Source organism: Algoriphagus sp. SE2 (assembly GCF_039563885.1).
Classification (GTDB): domain Bacteria; phylum Bacteroidota; class Bacteroidia; order Cytophagales; family Cyclobacteriaceae; genus Algoriphagus.
Window position 1 is genome coordinate 253,138 of the sequence record NZ_JBCLWJ010000004.1, and the last position, 21,871, is coordinate 275,008.

General features: G+C 37.3%; 24 protein-coding genes and 1 tRNA gene. 12 read left to right on the forward strand and 13 right to left on the reverse strand.

Annotated features, from left to right (window positions below):
• Positions 1-61 precede the first annotated feature (61 nt).
• Positions 62-2,146, reverse strand: a complete 2,085-nt coding sequence (locus AAGF08_RS07065; protein WP_343510448.1) for a T9SS type A sorting domain-containing protein — start codon at positions 2,144-2,146, stop codon at positions 62-64.
• Positions 2,147-2,235: 89 nt separating this feature from the next.
• On the opposite strand from AAGF08_RS07065, the gene murF reads away from it, so the two are divergent.
• A complete protein-coding gene (gene murF / locus AAGF08_RS07070) occupies positions 2,236-3,531 on the forward strand; it encodes a UDP-N-acetylmuramoyl-tripeptide--D-alanyl-D-alanine ligase (RefSeq protein ID WP_343510449.1) in 1,296 nt (431 codons plus the stop codon).
• A gap of 52 nt (positions 3,532-3,583) precedes the next feature.
• On the forward strand, positions 3,584-4,261 hold the full coding sequence (locus tag AAGF08_RS07075; RefSeq protein ID WP_343510450.1) for a DUF2461 domain-containing protein: 678 nt from the start codon (positions 3,584-3,586) through the stop codon (positions 4,259-4,261).
• Here the strand turns inward: AAGF08_RS07075 and AAGF08_RS07080 are convergent.
• The 7 genes from AAGF08_RS07080 to AAGF08_RS07110 form a co-directional block, all read right to left on the reverse strand.
• On the reverse strand, positions 4,256-5,065 hold the full coding sequence (locus AAGF08_RS07080; protein ID WP_343510451.1) for a Cof-type HAD-IIB family hydrolase: 810 nt from the start codon (positions 5,063-5,065) through the stop codon (positions 4,256-4,258). The two genes, AAGF08_RS07075 and AAGF08_RS07080, sit on opposite strands and share 6 nt — an antisense overlap.
• On the reverse strand, positions 5,065-5,337 hold the full coding sequence (locus AAGF08_RS07085; protein WP_343510452.1) for a hypothetical protein: 273 nt from the start codon (positions 5,335-5,337) through the stop codon (positions 5,065-5,067). The genes AAGF08_RS07080 and AAGF08_RS07085 overlap by 1 nt, the downstream gene beginning before the upstream one ends.
• A gap of 15 nt (positions 5,338-5,352) precedes the next feature.
• Complete coding sequence (locus AAGF08_RS07090) at positions 5,353-5,787, reverse strand: hypothetical protein (RefSeq protein WP_343510453.1); 435 nt, start codon at positions 5,785-5,787, stop codon at positions 5,353-5,355.
• A 26-nt stretch (positions 5,788-5,813) separates the two neighbouring features.
• A complete protein-coding gene (locus AAGF08_RS07095) occupies positions 5,814-6,239 on the reverse strand; it encodes a hypothetical protein (RefSeq protein WP_343510454.1) in 426 nt (141 codons plus the stop codon).
• 217 nt (positions 6,240-6,456) lie between these two features.
• Positions 6,457-6,530: transfer RNA gene (locus AAGF08_RS07100), tRNA-Ala, on the reverse strand.
• Between the two features lie 48 nt (positions 6,531-6,578).
• Complete coding sequence (gene recR, locus AAGF08_RS07105) at positions 6,579-7,199, reverse strand: recombination mediator RecR (RefSeq protein ID WP_343510455.1); 621 nt, start codon at positions 7,197-7,199, stop codon at positions 6,579-6,581.
• A 10-nt stretch (positions 7,200-7,209) separates the two neighbouring features.
• Positions 7,210-7,503 (reverse strand): ATP-dependent Clp protease adaptor ClpS, encoded by a 294-nt coding sequence (locus AAGF08_RS07110; RefSeq protein WP_343510456.1) that lies wholly within the window; start codon positions 7,501-7,503, stop codon positions 7,210-7,212.
• A 52-nt stretch (positions 7,504-7,555) separates the two neighbouring features.
• Between AAGF08_RS07110 and AAGF08_RS07115 the strand changes: the two genes are divergently transcribed.
• Positions 7,556-8,998 carry a sodium:solute symporter gene (locus AAGF08_RS07115; RefSeq protein ID WP_343510457.1) on the forward strand — a complete coding sequence of 481 codons (1,443 nt, stop codon included), beginning with the start codon at positions 7,556-7,558 and terminating at the stop codon, positions 8,996-8,998.
• Here AAGF08_RS07115 and AAGF08_RS07120 read toward each other — a convergent pair whose 3' ends face one another.
• Positions 8,999-9,337: an MGMT family protein gene (locus tag AAGF08_RS07120; protein ID WP_343510458.1), complete on the reverse strand. Its 339-nt coding sequence runs from the start codon at positions 9,335-9,337 to the stop codon at positions 8,999-9,001.
• Positions 9,318-10,211, reverse strand: coding sequence for a mechanosensitive ion channel family protein (locus AAGF08_RS07125; RefSeq protein WP_343510459.1), 894 nt, complete (start codon positions 10,209-10,211; stop codon positions 9,318-9,320). Before AAGF08_RS07125 ends, AAGF08_RS07120 begins: the two co-directional genes overlap by 20 nt.
• A 59-nt stretch (positions 10,212-10,270) precedes the next feature.
• On the opposite strand from AAGF08_RS07125, the gene AAGF08_RS07130 reads away from it, so the two are divergent.
• From AAGF08_RS07130 to AAGF08_RS07140, 3 genes are read left to right on the forward strand one after another with little or no spacing between them, the layout of a single operon-like run.
• On the forward strand, positions 10,271-10,948 hold the full coding sequence (locus AAGF08_RS07130) for an SDR family NAD(P)-dependent oxidoreductase (protein WP_343510460.1): 678 nt from the start codon (positions 10,271-10,273) through the stop codon (positions 10,946-10,948).
• Positions 10,949-10,958: 10 nt separating this feature from the next.
• The gene (locus AAGF08_RS07135) at positions 10,959-11,420 is read left to right on the forward strand and encodes a nuclear transport factor 2 family protein (RefSeq protein ID WP_343510461.1); all 462 of its coding nucleotides are present in this window, start codon (positions 10,959-10,961) and stop codon (positions 11,418-11,420) included.
• Positions 11,421-11,876 (forward strand): hypothetical protein, encoded by a 456-nt coding sequence (locus tag AAGF08_RS07140; RefSeq protein WP_343510462.1) that lies wholly within the window; start codon positions 11,421-11,423, stop codon positions 11,874-11,876.
• A gap of 4 nt (positions 11,877-11,880) precedes the next feature.
• On the opposite strand, the gene AAGF08_RS07145 is transcribed toward AAGF08_RS07140, so the two are convergent.
• Together AAGF08_RS07145 and AAGF08_RS07150 are read right to left on the reverse strand one after the other, a co-directional pair.
• The gene (locus AAGF08_RS07145) at positions 11,881-12,297 is read right to left on the reverse strand and encodes an META domain-containing protein (protein ID WP_343510463.1); all 417 of its coding nucleotides are present in this window, start codon (positions 12,295-12,297) and stop codon (positions 11,881-11,883) included.
• A 199-nt stretch (positions 12,298-12,496) separates the two neighbouring features.
• The gene (locus tag AAGF08_RS07150) at positions 12,497-12,619 is read right to left on the reverse strand and encodes a hypothetical protein (protein ID WP_343510464.1); all 123 of its coding nucleotides are present in this window, start codon (positions 12,617-12,619) and stop codon (positions 12,497-12,499) included.
• Between the two features lie 89 nt (positions 12,620-12,708).
• Between AAGF08_RS07150 and thrA the strand changes: the two genes are divergently transcribed.
• Genes thrA through thrC form a run of 3 tightly spaced genes read left to right on the forward strand, consistent with a single transcriptional unit; the run spans position 12,709 to position 17,399 of the window.
• Entirely contained in the window at positions 12,709-15,159 is a 2,451-nt protein-coding gene (thrA, locus tag AAGF08_RS07155; RefSeq protein ID WP_343510465.1) for a bifunctional aspartate kinase/homoserine dehydrogenase I, read from the forward strand.
• A complete protein-coding gene (locus AAGF08_RS07160; RefSeq protein ID WP_343510552.1) occupies positions 15,159-16,097 on the forward strand; it encodes a homoserine kinase in 939 nt (312 codons plus the stop codon). The genes thrA and AAGF08_RS07160 overlap by 1 nt, the downstream gene beginning before the upstream one ends.
• A 3-nt stretch (positions 16,098-16,100) precedes the next feature.
• On the forward strand, positions 16,101-17,399 hold the full coding sequence (gene thrC, locus AAGF08_RS07165) for a threonine synthase (RefSeq protein ID WP_343510466.1): 1,299 nt from the start codon (positions 16,101-16,103) through the stop codon (positions 17,397-17,399).
• A gap of 5 nt (positions 17,400-17,404) precedes the next feature.
• Here thrC and AAGF08_RS07170 read toward each other — a convergent pair whose 3' ends face one another.
• Positions 17,405-18,379, reverse strand: a complete 975-nt coding sequence (locus tag AAGF08_RS07170; RefSeq protein WP_343510467.1) for a polyprenyl synthetase family protein — start codon at positions 18,377-18,379, stop codon at positions 17,405-17,407.
• Between the two features lie 158 nt (positions 18,380-18,537).
• Here AAGF08_RS07170 and AAGF08_RS07175 point away from each other — a divergent pair, with 158 nt between their 5' ends.
• From AAGF08_RS07175 to AAGF08_RS07185, 3 genes are all read left to right on the forward strand, one after another.
• Entirely contained in the window at positions 18,538-19,023 is a 486-nt protein-coding gene (locus AAGF08_RS07175) for a DUF4199 domain-containing protein (protein WP_343510468.1), read from the forward strand.
• 72 nt (positions 19,024-19,095) lie between these two features.
• Positions 19,096-20,793 carry a 1-acyl-sn-glycerol-3-phosphate acyltransferase gene (locus AAGF08_RS07180; RefSeq protein ID WP_343510469.1) on the forward strand — a complete coding sequence of 566 codons (1,698 nt, stop codon included), beginning with the start codon at positions 19,096-19,098 and terminating at the stop codon, positions 20,791-20,793.
• Positions 20,771-21,835, forward strand: coding sequence for an NAD(P)H-dependent glycerol-3-phosphate dehydrogenase (locus tag AAGF08_RS07185; protein WP_343510470.1), 1,065 nt, complete (start codon positions 20,771-20,773; stop codon positions 21,833-21,835). Before AAGF08_RS07180 ends, AAGF08_RS07185 begins: the two co-directional genes overlap by 23 nt.
• Positions 21,836-21,871 lie beyond the last annotated feature (36 nt).

The following is a 21,871-nucleotide window of genomic DNA, read 5'->3' on the forward strand; positions in this document are numbered from 1 at the left end:
TTTGGTTTTATAATATGCTCTTAAACTAGCTTATAAAAACCAATACTCAAAGAGACAAGGTTTATTGTACCCAGATTTTTCTTGACGTGGTAAACTTTCCGTTTACTTCAACTTGAAGAATATAGAGGGAAGGGGGTAAAAATCCTGCTTGGATTTCAAGCTCTTGATTTGCTTGGATTTGAATGTTTTCCAACATTATTTGACCTAGAGAATTGATCAGGCGTGCTTTTGCTGGAAGATTGGAGAGAATTTTTATTGGGCCTCTCGTAGGATTTGGATAGACTTTAATTCTAAACCCTCCCTCGTCTGGATTCTCTTGATTTTCTGCTTTTAAATAAATTAGGCCTCCTCCTTTGGTTCCTAAAATTAAATCCGGAGTTTCTTCAAAAAGGGGATTAACTACAGTTATCCAAGTATTTCTTCCTAACCTAGGCGGAAGGTTCAGATTATCAATATTTAAAAGGATTTCAGTTTTTGAGGAAGAATTCATGAAATCTGAAATCTTTACGATTTCCCCAAGTTGATCTACTGCATATAAATCAGGGTTGGGCTTATTATGTACTGCCACATTTAAATTTCTATTCGAAGGATTATCTTCGAAACCCAAAAAGTCTTCCTCTAACAAATTTGCAGAGAGGTTTCCAAAGTCAATTTCATATAAATCTAAACTTCCATTTTGTGCAGCTACAAGCAGATAATCTTTGTCTTCGTAGTTAAATAACTGCAAGTAATCTCCTCGGTTGGGCTGGTATCCTGAAAACTCTAGCGGATCGTACTGACTTTGGTCATCGTTTAGTTCAAAGATCTTTTGGTTAGGGATTCCATTGGAAATGGAAATTCCTGAAATGATATTATGGCGCTTTCCCTGTTGGTCATTGAAAAGTACATTCTGTGCATCAATCAATTTCAGATCATCCAGAATTGAATTGATTACTTCGATTTGGCGGAAGGTGCCATTTTCTAGTTCAAAAATTGATTGTTTGCTGATTACTTTTCCGTTTACTAGTTGGTTTGAAGTAACAAAAACAGATCCTGAGCTCTTGTTTCCAATAAATAGAGGGATGCTATTTTCTCCTAGATCAATCATCTGATTTTGGAGGAAATTGAAATCGGATACCCCATCTGAATCAATCTTGACCAATGAGTTTTTGAAATCAATGTCAAAATTCGTGGCAGATTCATTAGTGTTAAGTCCAATAATTAAATCGTTATCGATGACATGAGCAGTATGAAAGATCGGGAATTGTGGTAAGTTTCCGTATCCGGGAAGTTCATTAGAATAAGTGTTAAAAAGGGCTTCTTTATCGGTGCCCTTGTTAGGCAAATAGTAGAGCGTACTGCATTCATCCCTACCTAAAACTAAGTCCGAGATTCCATCACCATTGAAATCTTGATAAAGAATAGAATGGCCTCCTGCATGTTGGATTCTCTTATTTTCTAATTCATAGACTCTTAAATCTACTCCGGAGCAAGTTTTGCCAAACGAAAATTCAGCACATCCACAGAATACAAAATTTCCCCAAAAGGATTTTGGGAAAGCAAATCCATCGACATCAGGGCTTCCCTTTCTATCTACACTTGTATTTTCATAAAATTCCAAGAAATCACCTGATGCGAAGTTGAATATCACCAAATCCAAGTCACCATCGTTATCCAGGTCTTTGATCAAAGGAGTATCAAGATTATTTGCCTGGATATTACCCGAACCATCTATTCTCAAAAAATTTTGAGCTACGATCCACTGTAAGTTATTTCCAGAAGAAGCATTTTTATAAACCTTTATTCCCAATGGGGTGGATGTGAACAGGTCTTTTTTTCCATCCTGATCAAAATCTTTTAAAATTAAAAATCCGGCAATATCAAGAGGAAATAAGTAACTGAATTCGGGTATATAAATAAAATTTTCTCCCTGCTTTTTGTAAACCTGAAGTTGCCTTGAATTGATGTCCCAAATTACCCATTCTTCAGTTTGATCGCCATCTACATCCATTGTTTGTATTTGAGCAGAATTGATTCCACCTGAAAAGGGAGAATTCAAATTTTCCCCTCCTTGTTCGACATTAATTGAATGATCAAAAGAATAAACTTCCTGTGCTTGGGCGCGAAAAATGAAAAGAAAGAAAATGAATACTAATGGTTTTCGCATTTGTAGGAATAGAAATCTAAAATTAATACGGATGTATGGACTCAAAGATGTGAATGATTCGTTTATTTTGGGAGTAAAATGTCTTTAAAATGAATCTTTCTATATTATATCAACTTTTCAAAAAAAGTACCGGGGCTAGTACTGATACCCGAAAAATTGAGTCTGGAAATATTTTTTTCTCTCTGAAGGGGCCAAATTTTGATGCCAATGAGTTTGCGCCAAAGGCATTAGAAATGGGAGCTTCGTTGGTAGTAATAGATGATCCTAAGTATTTTATAGAAGATGATGAGCGATATTTTTTGGCAAAAGACAGCTTAAAAATGCTTCAGGATCTAGCCAATTTTCATCGGAGACAATTGGAAATCCCTATCATTGGATTAACTGGGTCTAACGGGAAAACTACTTCAAAAGAACTTTTGAATGCGGTATTAAAGACGAAATACAAAACGGTAGCAACGATTGGTAACCTTAACAATCATATTGGTGTTCCATTAACTTTATTGACCATTGGGGAGGATGCTGAAATAGCGATTATTGAGATGGGAGCAAATAAGCAGGGAGATATCCAGGAGTTATGTGAAATCGCAGAGCCCACCCATGGCTTTATCACAAATATAGGGAAAGCTCATTTAGAAGGAATGGGTGGTCCAGCGGGTGTTTTAAAAACCAAAACTGAATTATATCAACATCTCAGGGCAAATAATGGGACGGTTTTTATTAATTCCCAAGATCCAATTTTGTCGAATATGGCCAAGCGTTTTGCGAATCCAATATTGTATCCTGCCAAAGGTGATTTCTGTGAAGTGAGTTTTATCGATGCGAATCCATTTGTCAGATTTACAGTGGAAGGTGGAGAGAAAGTCTTTTTAAGCTCGCTCATTGGAGCTTATAATTTTGGAAATATTGCGACGGCTTTGACAGTAGGTAAATTTTTTGATGTACCAATCGAAAAAGCGGTAGCAGCTATAGTAGCTTATCAGCCTTCCAACATGAGATCTCAATTGATAGAGAAGCGTAGTAATTTAATTATTTTGGATGCCTATAATGCCAACCCATCTAGTATGGAAGTGGCCATTCGCACATTTGGTGAAATGACTGGGAAGAAGCATAAGATGATTATTTTGGGAGACATGTTTGAGCTGGGTGACCATGCAGAAGAGGAACATGCCAAACTGGGAGAAATAGTCAGCGAATATGCCATCGATAAGGTTTGTTTCACCGGGAAATTGATTGCTTCCGCCCTCACAAAGGCTCCTAAAGCGCTTTATTTTCCTGATCCCTTCTCTTTTAGAAACTGGCTTCAGGATAGCAAATTAGAAGATTATCTAATTTTGATTAAAGGAAGTAGGGGGATGAAATTAGAAGGATTAGTCGATTTCATTTAAACCAAAATCTTTCCTAGTTAGTTAACAAAATTGATCTTTAACATTACTCCGAATGAGACCTTACCTAAAATTTTTGTCTGAACTAGAAGAAAATAATCATAAAGAATGGATGGATGCCAATAAAAAATGGTATCTGGAATGTAAGGGAGAATTTTTGGAAGATGTTGGGGTGATATTGAAAGGATTGGCAGAGTGGGAACCGGCCTTTGAGGCATTCAAGCCTAAAGACTGTGTTTTTCGACAAAATAGAGATGTGAGATTTTCAGCAAATAAGGATCCATATAAAATTAATTTTGCAGCTTATTTTTCACCAAAAGGAAAGAAGTCCGAGGGTCCTGGATATTATCTACACATACAACCTGGGCAATCGTTTATTGGCGGTGGGATTTGGATGCCCATGGGAGAGACCTTGAAAAAGATCAGGAAAGAAATAGATTACTCAGGAGCAGAGTTGAAAAAGATTGAGGAAGAGAAAGACTTTAAAAATACATTTGGTGAAATAAAAGGTGAAAAACTTAAAACCAGTCCTAGGGATTTTAGTGCGGATCATGAATTCATTGACCATCTGAAATTGAAAAGCTTTACAGTTTCCACAGCCTTGAGAGACGAGGAAATAGAAAGCGGCCAATTTATCCAATTAGCCTTGTCTGGGTTTAGAATTATGCGTCCTTTTCAGGATTTTTTGAGCAAGGCTATCGAGGAAGTCGAGGATGGGTCTGGAATATTATAGAAAAAGTTTTTCCAGAGTCAAAGCCACGCCATCTTCCTTATTAGTCAACGTAATTTCTTTTGCCACTGCTTTAACCTCAGGTCTGGCATTTGCCACAGCCACTCCAAAACCTACGGACTGAAGCAAATCTATGTCGTTGTAATTGTCTCCAAATGCAATGACAGAATCCAATCCAAAGTCAAAAGAATGATCTAATATTTTCTTTAATCCTGTTGCTTTTGAAATGGGCTTTGGAGCTATTTCCAAATAATTATCATTGGATCGATAAAGGTGAAGGTCTTTTGCATGCTCGAAATGTAGCTCTCCAAAAAGCCAGGAAATTTCTTGGGAATCACCCATACACATTACTTTATGAGCACCTGAATTATCTTCGGACCATAAATTGATCACTTCGCCGGCAGGCATCCAGATGCAAGAAGTTTTAGTATTTCTTATTTCCCGCTGTGACCAATAATCATCTTTTTCTTCATACCAATTTTCTCCCTGATAAAGGCTAACGTGGATTTCTGAATTTTTAGTTAAGGAAAGAATTTTTTCCACCAATTTCAGAGGTATAGTTACAGAGTCCAAGACTTCTCCTGAAGCGCTCAAAACATACCCCCCATTGTAGCAAACCAAAGGTTGATCAACTTTGCCAAGGTCTTTTACCAAATGTCTCATGGCATTTGGCATCCGGGAACTTGCCAGAATGACAGGGAACTCAGCATGTAATTGGCTGATTATTGCTTTCAATCGCTGGGAAAGATCTCTTTCAGAGTTGAGCAAAGTACCATCAACATCTGAACAAAAGGCTTTTATTTCCATTAATCGAATTCGGACCAGTCTACGCCATCTGCAAAATTGGTAAAAAAACTAAAACCAATGATTGCTATAAAAATCATTACAGCAGCGAAAATAATTACATTAACTATTAGCTCAGCTTTGGCCCAATTTGATTTATCAGGGTCAGTATTTGAGTCAACAGCCCAAACGATGAGCATGATAAATCCGATTAGCGGAAGTCTTTTAATTATTACTGTAATTATCCAATCACCAAGTGTCATTTTTGGCTTTTTGAATTCAGGTGGCATTTCCATGGTTTCTTGGTTAGGTTAAAAATCTTTTGTTTCAAAAGTATATTCTTGAATAGCAATATTCTCAGGGTTACTTGGATCAGTTTGAATAAACTGAACAGTGATTTGCCTATAGTTATCTGAATTTTCGAAATCTCTCAAATAGATTTCAGCGCAGGTCCTTGCAAGAATTTCCGGTTGATTTCCCAATTTAACAGGATCTCCATTTTCTAGTTTTAAGAAAATAGTTGATTCGACATGATCATCAACTGTTGAGCTATTAAGTGCTACGCTCATGCCTTGAAAATCTCCCAAAGCTCTTATTTCTTCCGATGGTAAAAAACCCTCACCCATCATACTTTCCATTCCTTTAAACGCGAACTTTATAATATTTTCAGGATTACAAGAGCAGGAAGTCACTAGTATTGTTAGCAGGATGCTTGTAAAAAATGTTGTGATTATTCTTTTTGCCATAAGAAAAGATTTATGGCAAGATACAATTACTCCCCAGTCTTTTCAACTAGCAGTTGAATAGAATAGTCTTTTTCCCTATATGATTTAGTCGTATTAGGATAGGGTAGGACGTTTACTAAAACAAAAGTATAATCACCAAAATTCACTTCTGAGGGGATATTATTAAAAGGAGGATAGGTACTAAGCAGAAACGATTTTTCCCGGCCATTCAGGTTCACCAGGATTTCAACTTCGGCTAAGCCCTGCCAAATGCAAACCACGTTTTCTGGACATCGAGAATCAGAAATTATCTTTGAAAAAGTAATCGTGAAAGGTTCTTTACAAAAAGAAATAGTTTTTGTGAGTCCCACTTCGATTGGCTCACCTATATCATAGCTGTTGCAAGGGCTTTCCTTTTGACAAGAAGCCAAGAAAAGAAATATAAGAAGTAAGTAAATGGGGCTAGTTTTCATGGAAAAACAGTAAGTAGGTATCTTAATTAAAGACGATAAAGATTAAGGGAATGCTACATTTTAAAACATTCGATTAGAATTATTTAAGGGAAGAAAAGGATTAAATACTTTTAAAAGTCGGAATTATTGAATACAATTTCTTTAAACCAAAGAACCCTAAAAGTTGCTGTTAGTTGAATAAAAAAAGCTCCACATTTCTGTGAAGCTATTAATTAAGTGGAGAATAACGGATTCGAACCGTTGACCTCTACACTGCCAGTGTAGCGCTCTAGCCAACTGAGCTAATCCCCCAAAAGGTTTGCAAATATAGAAAGGTCATCTTACTGTGCAAACAAATAATTAATCAGAGGAATAATTAATCCTGGTCATTATACTTCTACCTAAGGTTACCTCATCCGTATATTCTAATTCACCTCCTACAGGAATACCTCTTGCAATAGTACTTACCTTAACTCCCTTTTCTTTTAGTCTTTTTGCCAAATAAAAAGAAGTGGTGTCTCCTTCCATAGTAGCGCTTAAGGCTAAAATTATTTCATGAACAGGCTCCTCTTTTGAAGCTATTTCTACTCTTTCCAATAAACTTTCGATGGTAAGTTCTTCAGGACCAATTCCTTGGATTGGAGAAATTACTCCTCCAAGCACGTGATAAATGCCTTGAAATTGATTGGTGTTTTCGATTGCCAAAACATCCCGAATATCTTCTACCACACAGATTACAGTTTTATCCCTTCTCGAACTTGAGCATATCGAACATTCTTCAGAATCAGAGATGTTATGACAAGTTTTACAGTATTGTATCTCTTGCCTCATTCTGCTTAGTGCCAAAGTTAAGGCCTCAGTATGCACTTCATTTTGTTTCAATAAATGAAGGGCTAATCTCAACGCTGTTTTTTTACCAATGCCAGGAAGTCTGGATATTTCAGTAACAGCATCTTCAATAAGTTTGGAAGGGATATTCACTCAGGATAGATTATACAATTGCAGCTTGGATTCCGGCATCTAAAATAGCTTCACACATAGGTTTTAGCTCTTCCACACTTCCTTTTTTTACAGCGCATTTTCCTTTGAAATGAATAATTAAAGTGCACTGCTCGGCTTGTTCTGGACTGTGTTTACAAACTTTCACCAAAATATTAGCCACATGGTCGAAGGTATTGACATCGTCATTATAGACAATTAGATCTGAGGAATCTAAATCTATCGCTTCCTCCAACAATACATCGGTCTCTTCCTGAAATTGATAGGTCATGTTCAATCGATTCATTTTGCAAAATTAATAATAATAGACAATTTAGCGGCTAATCTTAGCCTCAATTATGAATTCACAGGTAGTTCTAGTCGTTATTTCCTGCTATTTTTTATTGCTTTTTCTGATTTCATGGTTTACCTCAAGAAAAGTAACGGCAGACACATTCTTTACCGGCGATAGACAATCTCCTTGGTTTTTAGTAGCCTTTGGCATGATTGGCGCTTCTCTTTCTGGTGTGACGTTTATATCAGTACCTGGTGAGGTAGGTAATTCTAACTTCTTTTACTTCGAAGTTGTTTTGGGGTATACGCTTGGATATTTTACTATTGCCAAAGTTTTATTGCCCTTATATTATCGCTTAAACCTAGTATCCATCTATTCTTATTTGGAAGATAGATTTGGCTTTTGGTCTTATAAAACCGGTGCTTTTTTCTTCATTCTTTCTCGAACTGTTGGGTCTTCTCTTCGAGTATTTCTGGTCGCCTCAGTTTTACAATTGATATTATTTGATTCTTTGGGGATTCCATTTTGGACCTCGGTTTTGATCACAGTAGGCTTAATTTGGCTATATACCTTCAGAGGAGGAATCAAAACAGTGGTTTGGACAGATACACTTCAAACTTTTTTCATGCTGGCAGCAGTAGTAGTGAGTATTGTATTGATAGGTAATGAATTAGAGCTAGCTAGTGTCAGTGACTATTTCAAGGTGGTTTCAGATGACCCTAGATCAAAAATATTTAATTGGAACTGGAAAGACGGTACCAATTTTTTCAAACAGTTTATTTCAGGTGCGTTTATCACGATAGTAATGACAGGTTTGGATCAGGATATGATGCAGAAAAATCTAACCTGTAAAAATATAGGAGAAGCACAGAAAAATATGTTCTGGTTTACCACTAGCTTGGTGATTGTAAATCTCCTTTTTCTTGGATTGGGTGTAATGCTCTATCTATTTGCCGAAACCAAAGGTATCCCGCTTCCTACAAGAACTGATGAGTTGTTTCCAATGCTCGCTACCCAGCATTTTTCAGCTTTCGCAGGAATAGTCTTTGTACTTGGGATAACTGCTGCAGCTTATTCAAGCGCCGATTCCACCCTGACAGCATTAACCACCTCATTTTGCATAGACTTTCTTCAATTAGAGCGAAAATATCCATCTGATCAACGAGTTAAAATTAGGCAGAGAGTTCATGTGGCATTCACAATTCTAATGTTTTTTGTCATTTTGGTTTTCCATTGGCTCAATGACCAAAGTGTAATTAATACAGTTTTTGTGATAGCAGGCTATACCTATGGTCCATTGTTGGGATTATATTCATTTGGGCTTTTCACCAAAATGCAGGTGAAAGACAAGCGGGTTCCTTATTTGGCTTTCTTGGCCCCGACGATAACATACATCATTGCATCTAATTCAGAAAAATGGCTTTGGGGCTATAAATTTGGGTTTGAGGCCTTAATTCTAAATGGACTATTGATGTTTTTGGGCTTGTATTTATTACGGAAAAAGTAATTAAAGAGTAAGCTCAGTTTCTGGATTCCAGAAAACTTGTTCAAAATTCAGGATTTGATCATTCTCTACTTTCACTCCTTCTTTCTCTAGGGCTTCTTGCATCGCTGTTGGAGTTGCAAAGTGATGTTTTCCAGTGAGTAAACCTTGTCGATTTACAACTCGATGTGCAGGAACTTCAGGCATTGTATGGGCTGCATTCATGGCATAACCTACCATTCTTGCTCCACTTTTTAAACCTAAATAATGAGCAATGGCTCCATAACTTGTGACTCTTCCCACTGGAATTTCTTTAACGACTTGATAGACCAAATCGAAGTAATTAGGCTTCTCTTTCTTCATGGGATAGGTTTATGATGGATTGGTTGACAATTTTTCTAACCTTTGATTCTGATTCTTTTTCTCCCGTTTTTATGGGAAATTGAAACCTGACAAAGCTACTTTCAGATTTTCTTTCTAAGATATTAAGTTGAGCTCCTTTTATGTAAACTACATCTGAATAAGGCTTCAGGTCTTCTATTAGCTTTCCTTCCAATTCATTAAGTTGTAAATTATTTTCGTTTTTTAATTCAAAATCAAAAATCATCTGATGTGCATTGTTTCGAGAATAATTGACTATTTCGCTGGCCAAAATCATGGAATTAGGAACGATTATTACTTCACCAGTTTCACTTTTTAAGATCAAATTGATTAAGGTGATATCCCGGATGAATCCTGTGTTTTTGCCAATATGGATTTTATCTCCAATCTCCAATTGATCAGAAAACATGATGATCAAACCGTTAGCAATATTGGTAATGTAATCTTTGGTCAAAACAGCAATTGCGGCAGCCACAATAGTTATACTGGTCAAGAACTCCAGTGGCCTTATTCCTACAGCAAGCATCAGAGAAATTAGAAGAATGACCACATTGAGAATCCAAGAAATCCTGTCAATTCCAATTACGAAATTGGGCTGGACTTTTTCATCTTTAGTTCTTTTTAAGTAAAAGCGTAAGGTTGCAAACCTTCCAAGCGATATGATCAAGTTGCTACTAAGTAAAAAAACAAGCGCTCGAATTAAGTTGGTGATCAAAGGATTAGAATCCAAAAATGGGCGCAAGATCATATCAGCAACATAGATGTAATCCAATATGATTAAAAGCAATAGTTTGAAAGCGAAATTTCTTCTTTTGATGCTTTCCTTGCTTTGTATACTGGTTTTTAGATGATTCATGTCGTATTTTAAAAATTAAGGGTAATTTTAGGAATATTCAGACAGAATTTTTCATAAGTATGAGCAGAAATATAATTATTACAGGGGCAAGCGGAAATTTAGGATCTGCAGTTGTTGAGAAATTTAAGAGGGAAGGATATCATATTATAGCTTTAACGGATCCTAATAGAGATGATTTCGTAGAGGAAGCGGATGATAGTTATGAAGTGGATGTAACAGATGAGGAACAGGTGGTCTCATTTGTAAAGGAATTCCAACTTCAATACGGTGACCTAGATGCATTAGCCATGTTAGTTGGAGGTTATGGGAGTGGAGGCTTTGAAAAGACAAGCCAGACTGATCTTCAGAAAATGTTTCAATTAAATTTTTTTAGTGCATACCATTTGGTAAGAGGTTTTTTACCCATCATGAAAAAACAGCAAAAAGGAACTTTTCTATTTGTTGGGGCTAGACCTGCTTTAGAATTGTCAGGAGCTAAAGATACCTTGGCATACTCGCTAAGTAAAAGGCTGGTTATTACTTTAACGGAGATTCTTGGGGAGGAAATTAAAGATTCTCCAATACGGTCTCATGTATTTGTACCTAGTATAATAGATACGCCCCAAAATAGGGATTCCATGCCAGATGCTGATTTTTCAAAATGGGTAACTCCAAAAGAAATTGCTGAGGCAATGCATTATTCTGTTAATACTTCAGCCTTGCGTAATATGACTTTTAAATTATACGGTGAAGTTTAAATCGATATTTATGAAATCTAAATTAACTCTTTCTTTTTTACTTGTTTTTAGCCTCTTTGTTTCGGTCAATGCCCAGTCAGAAAGAGATAATGTAAAGGCAGTGATAGACGCATTATTCGATGGCATGCGTGCAAAAAATTCGGAGCAAATAATGGGTGCTTTTTCTGAAAATGCAATCATGCAGACAATACAGAATAAGCCAGAGGGAACATTCATTGCAATTAATTCCGTCTCCGATTTTGCAAAAAATATTGGCTCCATCCCGGCCGATAGACAATTAGATGAACGACTTACGGATTATGTGATAAATATTGATGCAAATATGGCGACTGCTTGGACGCCTTATCAATTTTTTGTGAATGATAAATTTAGTCACTGTGGAGTGAATTCATTTCAATTAGTCAAATTTGATGACGATTGGAAGATCGTTTACATCATTGATACTAGACGAACTGAAGCATGTGTGGAATAGATGGAAGATTTTAAATCTAAGGTTTTCCAGATTGCTTTTGATTTACTGGAAGAAAAAAACAAACTTCTTTCTTCTGAACTAAAGTCATTGGAGCAAAGTATCCATGAAGACACCAAAAGTTCTGCCGGAGATAAATATGAAACGGGTCGGGAAATGATTCGTCAGGAAATAGGTAAGGTTGAAAACCAATACAAACAGAACAAATCCTTCATGATGGAAATGAAGCACCTCAAGGAATCCCAGAAGCCCAGCTTGAAAATTACTGAAGGAAGTCTGGTTTGTTTTGGAGAGGATTGGTTTCTTATTTCCATAAGTCTTGGCCAGATCATCGTGAATAAAAAAAAAGTATTTTTATTGAGTAAAAACTCTCCTTTGGGAAAGGAACTATTGGGAAAAGAAAAAGGGGAGAAAATTGCCTTTAGAGGAATATCTAAAATGGTCAAAGAGCTATTATAAGAGATTAATTTTTTGGAATAAAACTCATTAATTCCCCTGATTCTCCCAATAATTTAATTTCATCACCTGAGCTTTGGAATTTTATTACTTGACCTAAGGCAGTTATAAAAGATGATTCTCCGTTTCCTTGACAAGCTTTTCTGGTCATCGCACCGGGATCAAGTTTTAACTTTTTACCCTCCAGACTATATATACCTGAAAAATTATTGCATCCGCTAAAACCTGCCAGTTTTCCTGCCTCTAAAAATTCGAGAGTAGGTACTCCTGAGGGAAAACTTTCCTCGAGAGAGGATATTCCACTCATTGAATTCAGTTCCCAAGTTTTATCTCCTAGAAGACCCATCGCTGTCTTTTGAACAGGTTTGCATTCTACCATCAAAAAGACCAAAAGAATAATGGAAATCGATTTAAAAACTTTCATCTTGTTTTGAATTTAAATGAATAACAATTTATAAAATTCATAGACCAAATTCTCTTCTGAGTTTCAATAATTATTCAAATTTTTAAGAGGGGTAAATCGAGAAAAGCCCGATTTATTGCCTAATTTTTAAAGAAAGTGCTTCTTTTTTGAAAAACTATAAAGGATTGTTTGGCATATCAAATTTTTGGCAGTAAGATTGTCACGTCAATTCTTCGGATATGGTATTAGCAGCAAATAGTTCGTTCACAGAAAACCCAGTTATTTTACGTGGAGTAGTTGCGCGTACATCTTTTTTTATGTCTACCGGGATTTGTACCACCATGACGGGTGATCCCGTTTTAATTTAATAATACCCGCCCCTTTGGCCATTTTTGGTCCTCCTTAGTAGTTTTAACTCATTATAGATTCTTTATGAAAGTCATCAAGTTTGGCGGTTCATCCGTAGCGAACCCAGAAAACATCAAAAAAGTATTTTCCATCATTCAGGAGAAACTCAAAAAGCATGAAATAGCCATTGTCTTTTCTGCATTTGGTGGTGTCACGGAGAGCCTACTTAAGATCTCACAGCTTGCAAAACATGGTGATTCTGCTTACAGAGATTTGCTTCAGAGCTTAGAAGAAAAGCATTTGGATATGGTAAGACAGTTGATTTCTGTCCAAAACCAATCTACAGTGATGACTTATGTAAAAGTCCGATTTAAAGAATTGGAGGATTTATTTCATGGAACTTTTCTAATCAAAGAGAATTCTCCAAGGACATTGGATTATGTGGTAAGTTTTGGGGAGCGACTATCTGCTTTTATTTTGTCTGAGTCCTTGGCAGGAAAAGGCTTGAAAACCCAATTTTTAGATGCCAGAGAGGTGATCAAAACAAATGATAGGTTTGGTCAAGCCCGAGTTGATTTTCAGACTACCAATGCATTGATAAGGAGTTATTTTAGTAAAAATGAGGGGATCAAAGTCATTACAGGATTTATAGCATCTACCTTCAAAGGAGAAACCACTACATTGGGAAGGTCGGGCTCTGATTATACAGCTTCAATTTTTGCAGGTGCGCTTGAAGCGGAAGATTTGGAAATTTGGACTGATGTTTCGGGGGTTTTAACCTCCGATCCAAGATTGGTTTATACTGCTTTCACTGTCCCTCAGCTGAGTTATAATGAGGCAATGGAACTCTCGCATTTTGGGGCCAAGGTTATTTTTCCGGCAACTATGCAGCCCGCAATGAAGCGGAATATCCCGATATACATTAAAAATACGTTTGAACCGGAGAACCCTGGGACCAAGATTAATGCTGAGGTTACGAAAGAAGCCTTGATCAAGGGCATCAGCTCCATGTCAAATATCTCTATTGTGACGGTACAAGGCGCTGGGTTAATAGAGTCAGTTTCCGGGACCAGTCGCGTTTTCAAAGCCTTGGCTGATGCGGAGGTGAATATTGTACTGATCTCGCAAGCTTCTTCAGAGCATAGCATTTGCTTAGCCATAAAGACCGACGAAGCTTTTCTAGCCAAAGAGGCAGTTGAAAGAGAGTTTCACTATGAAATTAAGTTGGGTGAAATGGATGAAGTCAATTTACTTCATGGTTTTTCTACCGTGGCAGTAGTAGGTGAAAATATGAAACAGAATCCTGGTGCTTCAGGAAGAATGTTTAGGGCCTTGGGAAGAAACAATATTAATGTTGCGGCAATTGCTCAAGGAAGCTCAGAATTGAATATTTCTGCGGTAATCCCACAGGTGGATCTTCAAAAAGCATTGAATGCACTTCATGAAGCATTCTTCCTTTCCGAAAACAAGGTCCTTCACGTATTCTTGATAGGAACAGGTTTAATTGGGCAGGCTTTGATCAAGATGATCGCTTCACAACAAGTTAAATTGCAGCAAGATAGTTTATTGGATATCCAAATCCATGGTCTAGCGAATAGCCGATATATGGCTTTCCACGAAGATGGATTTGACTTGAAAAACCCGCATCAGCTTAGCAGTAGTGATGAAAAGATGGACTTGAACAAGTTTATCGAAACCATGGAAAAGATGAACTTTTCGAATTCTGTAATGGTAGACTGCACAGCTTCTTTGGAAGTTGCTAATACCTATTCCAGAATTCTTGAAGCGAAAATTGGAATTGTAACTCCCAACAAAAAAGCGAACTCCGGTTCTATGGAGCAGTATCTCACCTTGAAGAGAATTGCCAAAAAGCGTGGAGTTAAATTTCTTTACGAAACGAATGTTGCTGCAGGTCTACCTGTAATAAACACCCTTCAAGATTTGATGCTATCAGGGGATCGCGTGATTAAAATTGAGGCGGTATTAAGTGGTTCTATGAATTTTATTTTCTCCGAATTTGAGAAAGGAGCGTCTTTTTCAGAGGTTGTGAAAATTGCAAAAGATAAAGGATATACTGAGCCTGATCCGAGAGATGATTTGAGTGGTATGGATGTGGCAAGAAAGATCTTAATTTTAGGAAGAGAGGCTGAGCAGACTTTAGAGTTTGATTCGGTTACTGTGGCAGGTATGGTTCCCTCTGATTGTGTTGTAACAGCCTCGGTTAATGAGTTTTTTGAAAAACTAAAAGCTCATGATATGGAGTTCGAAAAACTTAGAGAAGTGGCACAAAAAAAAGGTGAAAAACTTCGTTTTATGGCTACTCTAGAAAATGGGGCTGCCAAAGTAGGTTTGAATTCATTGAAATTGGATCATCCTTTCAGTAGTTTACAGGGAAGCGATAACATGATTTTATTAACCACTGAGCGATATCACGATTTCCCTATGATCATTAGAGGGCCTGGTGCAGGAGCAGATGTAACTGCAGCTGGAGTATTCGCGGATGTGATTAGAATTGGTAACTATACTCGAGAATGATGAAATCTGTCAAAGCTTTTGCACCAGCGACTGTTGCCAACGTTTCCTGCGGATTTGATATCCTTGGATTTGCGATCGATGCTATGGGTGACTACGTAGAAGTTACTCTGAGAGAAAATACAGGTTTAAAAGTTATTTCTATAGAGGAAGATGGAGGCAAACTTCCTTGGGAAGTTGAAAAGAATACATGTGCAGTAGCCATCCAAGCCATGTTGGATGACTATGGGAAGCAGGTAGGAATGGATATTGCCTTGCGAAAAGGGCTTCCTCTTGGATCTGGTATGGGTTCGAGTGCTGCAAGTGCTGTTGCTGCATTGGTTGCAGCAAACAGACTAATAGGAGATCCATATGAACGAAAAAATTTGTTGCCATTTGCAATCGCTGCAGAAAAATCGGCCTGTGGAGCAGGTCATGCTGATAATGTGGCGCCAAGTTTATTGGGTGGATTTGTTTTGATCAGAGATTATCATCCCTTAGATGTAATCAAACTTCATGTTCCGGAAGGGCTTTATTGTACGTTGTTGCATCCTCATTTTGAGTTGAAGACTTCTGACTCCCGAAGCGTTTTAAGGGATTCAATTCCATTGAAACATTCTACCATTCAATCTGGAAATGTTGCCGGTTTTATAGCAGGATTATATCAGGAGGATTTTGAATTGATTTCTAGAGCCATGAGAGACGTCATTGCAGAGCCTTACCGTGCTGTTTTGATTCCAGGTTTTTATGAAGTCAGAGAAGCGTTGAAAGCTGCCGGAGCTTTAGGTATGGGTATTTCAGGGTCTGGACCTACTTTATTTGCCTTATCTCATGGGTCAGAAAAATCTGGAGCAATTGCCAAAGCCGCTAATGAAATCTACGAAAGTATTGGACTAGGAGTGGATGTTTATTTTTCAGCCATCAACACGATTGGAGCCTATGTGCTAGAAGAAAAGAATTAATCTATGAAGTTTTACAGTACAAATAATCCAAAACAAAAGGTGAGTTTGGCAGAAGCGGTGATCAAGGGGTTAGCTCCAGATCAGGGTTTGTATATGCCTGAAAGAATTCCAATTCTTTCGAAACAATTTATCGAGAAACTACCCGAGTTTAGTTTTAAGGAGATTGGTTATAAAGTAATAAGTGCAATTTTCTCTGAAGATTTAACCAAAGCGCAAATTCATGATTTGGTGGACCATACCTTGACTTTCGACGCACCACTTATCAAAGTTGAGCAGGATGTTTTTAGCCTTGAACTGTTTCACGGCCCTACTTTGGCATTTAAGGATTTTGGGGCAAGGTTTTGCTCGAAATTGATGAGCTTGTTATTGAAGGATTCGGAGAAAAAAGTGAGGGTGTTGGTTGCTACATCAGGTGATACTGGGAGTGCAGTTGCCAATGGATTTTTAGGTGTGGATGGAGTTGAAGTGATCATTCTTTTCCCAAAAGGAAAAGTCAGTGAGCTGCAGGAAAAGCAATTCACAACACTAGGTCAAAACATTACCGCCTTGGAAGTAGATGGTGTTTTTGACGATTGCCAGGCGATGGTAAAGCAGGCTTTTTTGGACAAGGAGCTAAATGAAAAGTTATTATTGACCTCTGCCAATTCTATCAATATTGCGAGGTGGATTCCTCAGTCTCTTTATTATTTCTATGCCTATTCACGACTCCCACAGAATGGTAAGAAAGTTGCTTTCGCGGTTCCTTCTGGAAATTTTGGGAATATTGCAGCAGGAATTTTAGCCCAACGAATGGGTTTACCAATCGACCATTTTGTAGCTGCCACCAATGTAAATAAGGTAGTTCCGGACTTTTTGAGAGGAGCTAAATTTAAAACTATGTCTTCAATCCCTACCATTAGTAATAGTATGGATGTGGGGAATCCAAGTAATTTCCCAAGGCTATTAGCTCTCTATGGAAATAGTGAAAAAACACTGAAAGAAAGTGTAGCTGGATATTTTTACAGAGATGCTGAAACGGTGGAGGTGATGCAGGAAGTGAAAAAAATGGGATACACTCTTGACCCCCATGGAGCCGTTGGATATAAAGGATTGAAAGATTTCATGTTAGAAAACCCCGGATACCAAGGCGTGTTTTTGGAAACTGCGCATCCCGGAAAGTTTCGGGAAACTGTGGAGAAAGCATTGGACTTAAAGTTGACATTGCCTGATAGGCTTGCTACTTTTATGAAAGGCGAAAAGAGGGTGGGAATACTAAATAATGATTTCGGAGATTTTAGAAAGTATTTAATGAAGCTTGAGTAAGGGATTTACTTTTTCCTTTCAATAGTATAGCTCACCAGATTTGCCAAAGAGGTCTTGTATTCGGAGTCTGGAAATGAATTAAGAATTTCCAAAGCCTCCTGATAGAATTTATTCATCACGCTTTTTGCATAATCAAGTCCTCCGCTTTGTTTCACGTAGTTTATCACCTCATTGACGGCTTTCTTATCTTCGCTCTTATTGCGGATAAGACTAATTATTCTTCTCTTTTCAAGCCAATCGCTCTGATTTAAAGCATATATCAAAGGTAAAGTCATTTTCTTTTCTTTGATATCAATTCCAACTGGCTTTCCGATTTCATCCTCTCCATAATCAAAAAGATCGTCTTTGATTTGAAATGCCATTCCTACCTTTTCGCCAAAAGTTCTCATTTTATCAATCAACTCATTTTCATTCTGATTACTTGAAGCACCTACTGCGCAACAAGAAGCGATTAGGCTTGCAGTTTTCTGACGGATAATTTGATAATATACTTCCTCGGTGATGTCGAGTTTTCTTGCCTTTGCTATTTGGAGCAACTCACCCTCAGACATTTCTTTCACAGTGTTCGATACGATTTTTAAAAGATGAAAATCTTCATTATCTACACTGAGTAATAAGCCTCTTGAAAGGAGGTAATCTCCTACCAGAACTGCAATTTTATTTTTCCAAAGAGCATTCACTGAGAAAAAACCTCTCCTGTAATTTGAGTCATCCACTACATCATCATGAACGAGTGTTGCGGTATGCAATAGTTCTATCAATGCTGCTCCTCTGTGAGTCGATTCATTGATTCCTCCGGTAATACCTGCAGTCAAAAAAACAAACATCGGTCGCATTTGCTTTCCTTTTCGCTTCACGATGTAGTTCATGATGTGATCCAGAAGTTTGACTTTGCTTTTCATTAAGCCCCGAAACTTTTGTTCGAACTCTGCCATTTCGGCTTCAATGGGAACTTGTATTTGTTTGAGGTCTGCTTTCATCCGATGAATTGTGTCGTAAAAATAATACCCTTTCTTTCATGGGCAAGGAATATCAACGGCATAGGTTAAGATTCCTTATGATTGTTCATTTTATTCGACTTTTTTGTAACTTAAATAGGATTGATTTATCACCTTAACTTCACCTAGCTAATTCTGTTATGAAAAACATTGGTATTGAAATTAAATGGGCCTTGATATTTGTAATTATGATGCTGGCCTGGATGTTTTTAGAAAAGTCCTTAGGCTGGCATGATGAAAAGATCGCTGATCATTCTACGCTAACCAACTTGGTAGCTATCCCGTCTATAATATTTTATGTATTGGCCTTATTGGATAAAAAGAAAAACTATTACCATGGGCAAATGACCTATGTTCAAGGGTTTTTGTCTGGAGTAATTATTTCTGTTATTATCACAGTATTGAGTCCATTTACCCAATATATTACCGCAGAATATATTACGCCGGACTATTTTAAAAACATCATTGCTTATTCAGTAAGCTCAGGAACTTTGACACAAGAAGAGGCGGAAGCTTGGTTTAATTTAAAAAGTTATATGATACAAGCAACAATCGGCGCAATGGTGATGGGGGTTATTACATCGGCAATTGTAGCTATTTTTACAAAATCAAAGAAGCAACCCTGAGTTATTCAAATAGGTGGGGTTTAAGCTAAAGGCTTTTGCTATCTTTAAAGCGTTTTTAAATCTGAATTCCACTTGGAGGAAAAATATCTTAAACATAAGTACGAACCAATCATTCCTAGTAAGAATGAATGGCCTGTTGTCAAACTGGCAAGAGAACGGAAAGAGTTTGTCAAGAAAGTTTCTGACCTTGCTGAAGAAAGGATTCTCAATCTAGCAGAAAAAAATCCAGAGATTCTCAAAGAGGAATTGGAGACCACTCTCTACCGGGAGAAACTTCGCATTAAGCAAAACCCTTGGGTGGTAGACCCTGATGATGAAAGTTCTTTCTGGGGGGAAGTCAAAGCTTCTTTACTCCAGATTAATTCAGTTACTGGAATATCCAAAGCAGAAAAAATTCAGGGATATAAATCCATTCTGAATAGAATTACCTCTCGCTATGCGGAGGAAATTGCGAGTAATTTTAAACATTCTCATTACAAATTCACACGAAGTGTAGTCACTTTTGGATTTTCAAGACTGCTCAATGCCGCCAGAGTAAAGGGTTTTAGATCTATTTTCAGCAATCAATATACGCTGCAGGATAAGATTCAAATTACTGGAGAAACTGACCAATTGAGGGATTTGGCGACCAAAGGGACGATTGTCATGGTCCCTACACATTTTAGTAATCTTGACAGTATTTTAATAGGTTGGATCATATCCGTTTTAGGCCTTCCACCATTTATTTATGGAGCAGGGTTAAACTTGTTCAATATTTCAATTTTTGCCTATTTCATGAATTCTCTAGGAGCCTATAAAGTAGATAGGAGGAAGAAGAATTTGCTGTATTTAGAAACCTTAAAAACATATTCAAAGGAAGCAATTCAATTTGGCTGTCACAGTCTTTTCTTTCCAGGAGGAACTAGGTCAAGAAGTGGAATGATTGAATCTAAGCTCAAATTAGGTCTATTAAGTACAGCGATTGAGGCCCAAAGGGCTAACTTTCAAAATGGGATCAATGATAATTCTGGAAAGGTATTCGTAGTGCCTGTGACAATAAATTATCATTTCGTCCTAGAAGCACCTAGTTTGATTCGAGATCATTTAAGTATCACTGGACAAGAAAGGTATTATAAAGAAAACGATGAGTTTTCAAACTCATACAAAATCTCAAAATTCTTATTGAAATTCTTTACGAAAGGGTCTGATATTTCTGTTTCAATAGGGAAAGCTATGGATGTTCTCGGAAACTATGTTGATGCGGATGGAAACAGCCTTGATAAGAAAGGGAGAAGAATAAACACGAGGGATTACTTTTTATCGGAAGGAGTTATAACAGTAGATCAGCAAAGGGAAGAAGAGTATACGAATATGCTCGGAAGACGTATTGTGGAGGAGTTCCATAAAATCAATCGAGTATTTAGCTCTCATTTAGTGGCGTTTACTGCTTTTGAAATGATCCAAGCAACGAATAGAAAATTAGATCTATTCGATTTGATCCGATTGCCGGAGGAGGATATTGTTTTATCCTATGATGAATTTAAAAGCAATTGTCAAATGGTTATGGATAGGGTTTATGAACTTAAATCAAAAGGTTTAATAAACGTTGCTCCACACCTTCAACAAGGTATGGATGAAATCATCAAGCATGGATTGGATAATGTAGGAATGTATCATGCAAAACGTCCACTTATTCAAAATGAGCAAGGAAATATCGTCACAGAAGACATGAGTTTACTTTATTTTTATCACAATAGATTAACTGGATATGGCCTCGAAAAACTCTTCTAAAACCAAAGTAAAATGGATTGGAGTGATTGGAGTTGGCAGCTTTGGAACAGCTATAGCAAATATGTTGGCTGAGAAGAACCCAGTGATGGTTTATGCTAGAAAAGAGGAGGTAGTTCAGGAAATAAATACCAAGCATACTGCTCAAGGAAAATCTTTAAATCCAGAGGTTAAAGGAACATTTGACCCTCAGGAAATCTGTGAAACATGCGATATCATTTTTATGATGGTTTCATCTTCTGGTTTTCAGGAAGTTACCAAAACATTCGCTCCCTTTTTGTTACCCTACCATTTGATTATCCATGGGACCAAAGGTTTGTGTCTGAATTTAGGGAAGGGAGAGACTTTGGGGTCAGTTCATAAAATTCAAAGGTCTCAAATACTCACGATGAGTGAGGTTATTTTGCAGGAAACTGTGGTTGTCCGGGTAGGATGCTTGGCCGGACCAAATCTCTCTAAAGAGTTGGTGAAAGGACAGCCAGCAGCAACTGTTATTGCTAGTAAGTATAATGAAGTCATATTGGAGGGACAGAGCTTACTTCGTTCTGAAAAGTTTCAAGTTTATGGAAATTCAGATATCATAGGAGTTGAATTGAGTGGCGTCTTGAAAAATATAATTGCTATAGCAGCAGGAGCTTTGGCCGGATTGGAATTAGGTGAAAATGCTAAGGGGCTTTTGATTTCAAGAGGAATGGTAGAAATGGTTCATTTGAGCAATGCCTTGGGAGGAAGTGTGAAATCAGTTATCGGATTGGCAGGAATTGGAGATTTAGTTACTACCTGTAACTCTGTAGATTCACGTAATTTTACCGTTGGGTTTCGATTGGCTAATGGTGAAAAACTATCAGAGATTATGGACGATATGGAGGAAGTTGCCGAGGGTATTAATACGATTCGCATTATCAAGGCATTTTTAGAGACAGCGGAGCTTAGAGCTCCAATTACTGAATATTTATATCGTGTGCTTTTTGAAGACTTTGATATTAAAGAAGCGCTTCAGTTTTTGATGAAATATCCTTTTAATGTTGATATTGATTTTGTCTAATCAATGAACAAAAAAGGCTTCTGAACTAATTCAGAA

Excerpts from the sequence above, each read along its gene's own strand:
- AAGF08_RS07095 (WP_343510454.1), bottom strand. The coding sequence starts at position 6,239 with ATGAAAACTAGCCCCATTTACTTACTTCTTATATTTCTTTTCTTGGCT.
- AAGF08_RS07150 (WP_343510464.1), bottom strand. The coding sequence starts at position 12,619 with ATGGTGGTACAAATCCCGGTAGACATAAAAAAAGATGTACGCGCAACT.
- AAGF08_RS07140 (WP_343510462.1), top strand. The coding sequence starts at position 11,421 with ATGGAAGATTTTAAATCTAAGGTTTTCCAGATTGCTTTTGATTTACTG.
- AAGF08_RS07085 (WP_343510452.1), bottom strand. The coding sequence starts at position 5,337 with ATGGAAATGCCACCTGAATTCAAAAAGCCAAAAATGACACTTGGTGAT.
- AAGF08_RS07175 (WP_343510468.1), top strand. The coding sequence starts at position 18,538 with ATGAAAAACATTGGTATTGAAATTAAATGGGCCTTGATATTTGTAATT.
- AAGF08_RS07170 (WP_343510467.1), bottom strand. The coding sequence starts at position 18,379 with ATGAAAGCAGACCTCAAACAAATACAAGTTCCCATTGAAGCCGAAATG.
- AAGF08_RS07075 (WP_343510450.1), top strand. The coding sequence starts at position 3,584 with ATGAGACCTTACCTAAAATTTTTGTCTGAACTAGAAGAAAATAATCAT.
- AAGF08_RS07130 (WP_343510460.1), top strand. The coding sequence starts at position 10,271 with ATGAGCAGAAATATAATTATTACAGGGGCAAGCGGAAATTTAGGATCT.
- murF (WP_343510449.1), top strand. The coding sequence starts at position 2,236 with ATGAATCTTTCTATATTATATCAACTTTTCAAAAAAAGTACCGGGGCT.
- AAGF08_RS07125 (WP_343510459.1), bottom strand. The coding sequence starts at position 10,211 with ATGAATCATCTAAAAACCAGTATACAAAGCAAGGAAAGCATCAAAAGA.
- thrA (WP_343510465.1), top strand. The coding sequence starts at position 12,709 with ATGAAAGTCATCAAGTTTGGCGGTTCATCCGTAGCGAACCCAGAAAAC.
- thrC (WP_343510466.1), top strand. The coding sequence starts at position 16,101 with ATGAAGTTTTACAGTACAAATAATCCAAAACAAAAGGTGAGTTTGGCA.
- AAGF08_RS07065 (WP_343510448.1), bottom strand. The coding sequence starts at position 2,146 with ATGCGAAAACCATTAGTATTCATTTTCTTTCTTTTCATTTTTCGCGCC.
- AAGF08_RS07160 (WP_343510552.1), top strand. The coding sequence starts at position 15,159 with ATGAAATCTGTCAAAGCTTTTGCACCAGCGACTGTTGCCAACGTTTCC.
- AAGF08_RS07145 (WP_343510463.1), bottom strand. The coding sequence starts at position 12,297 with ATGAAAGTTTTTAAATCGATTTCCATTATTCTTTTGGTCTTTTTGATG.
- AAGF08_RS07110 (WP_343510456.1), bottom strand. The coding sequence starts at position 7,503 with ATGAATCGATTGAACATGACCTATCAATTTCAGGAAGAGACCGATGTA.
- AAGF08_RS07135 (WP_343510461.1), top strand. The coding sequence starts at position 10,959 with ATGAAATCTAAATTAACTCTTTCTTTTTTACTTGTTTTTAGCCTCTTT.
- AAGF08_RS07120 (WP_343510458.1), bottom strand. The coding sequence starts at position 9,337 with ATGAAGAAAGAGAAGCCTAATTACTTCGATTTGGTCTATCAAGTCGTT.
- AAGF08_RS07090 (WP_343510453.1), bottom strand. The coding sequence starts at position 5,787 with ATGGCAAAAAGAATAATCACAACATTTTTTACAAGCATCCTGCTAACA.
- AAGF08_RS07080 (WP_343510451.1), bottom strand. The coding sequence starts at position 5,065 with ATGGAAATAAAAGCCTTTTGTTCAGATGTTGATGGTACTTTGCTCAAC.
- AAGF08_RS07115 (WP_343510457.1), top strand. The coding sequence starts at position 7,556 with ATGAATTCACAGGTAGTTCTAGTCGTTATTTCCTGCTATTTTTTATTG.
- AAGF08_RS07185 (WP_343510470.1), top strand. The coding sequence starts at position 20,771 with ATGGCCTCGAAAAACTCTTCTAAAACCAAAGTAAAATGGATTGGAGTG.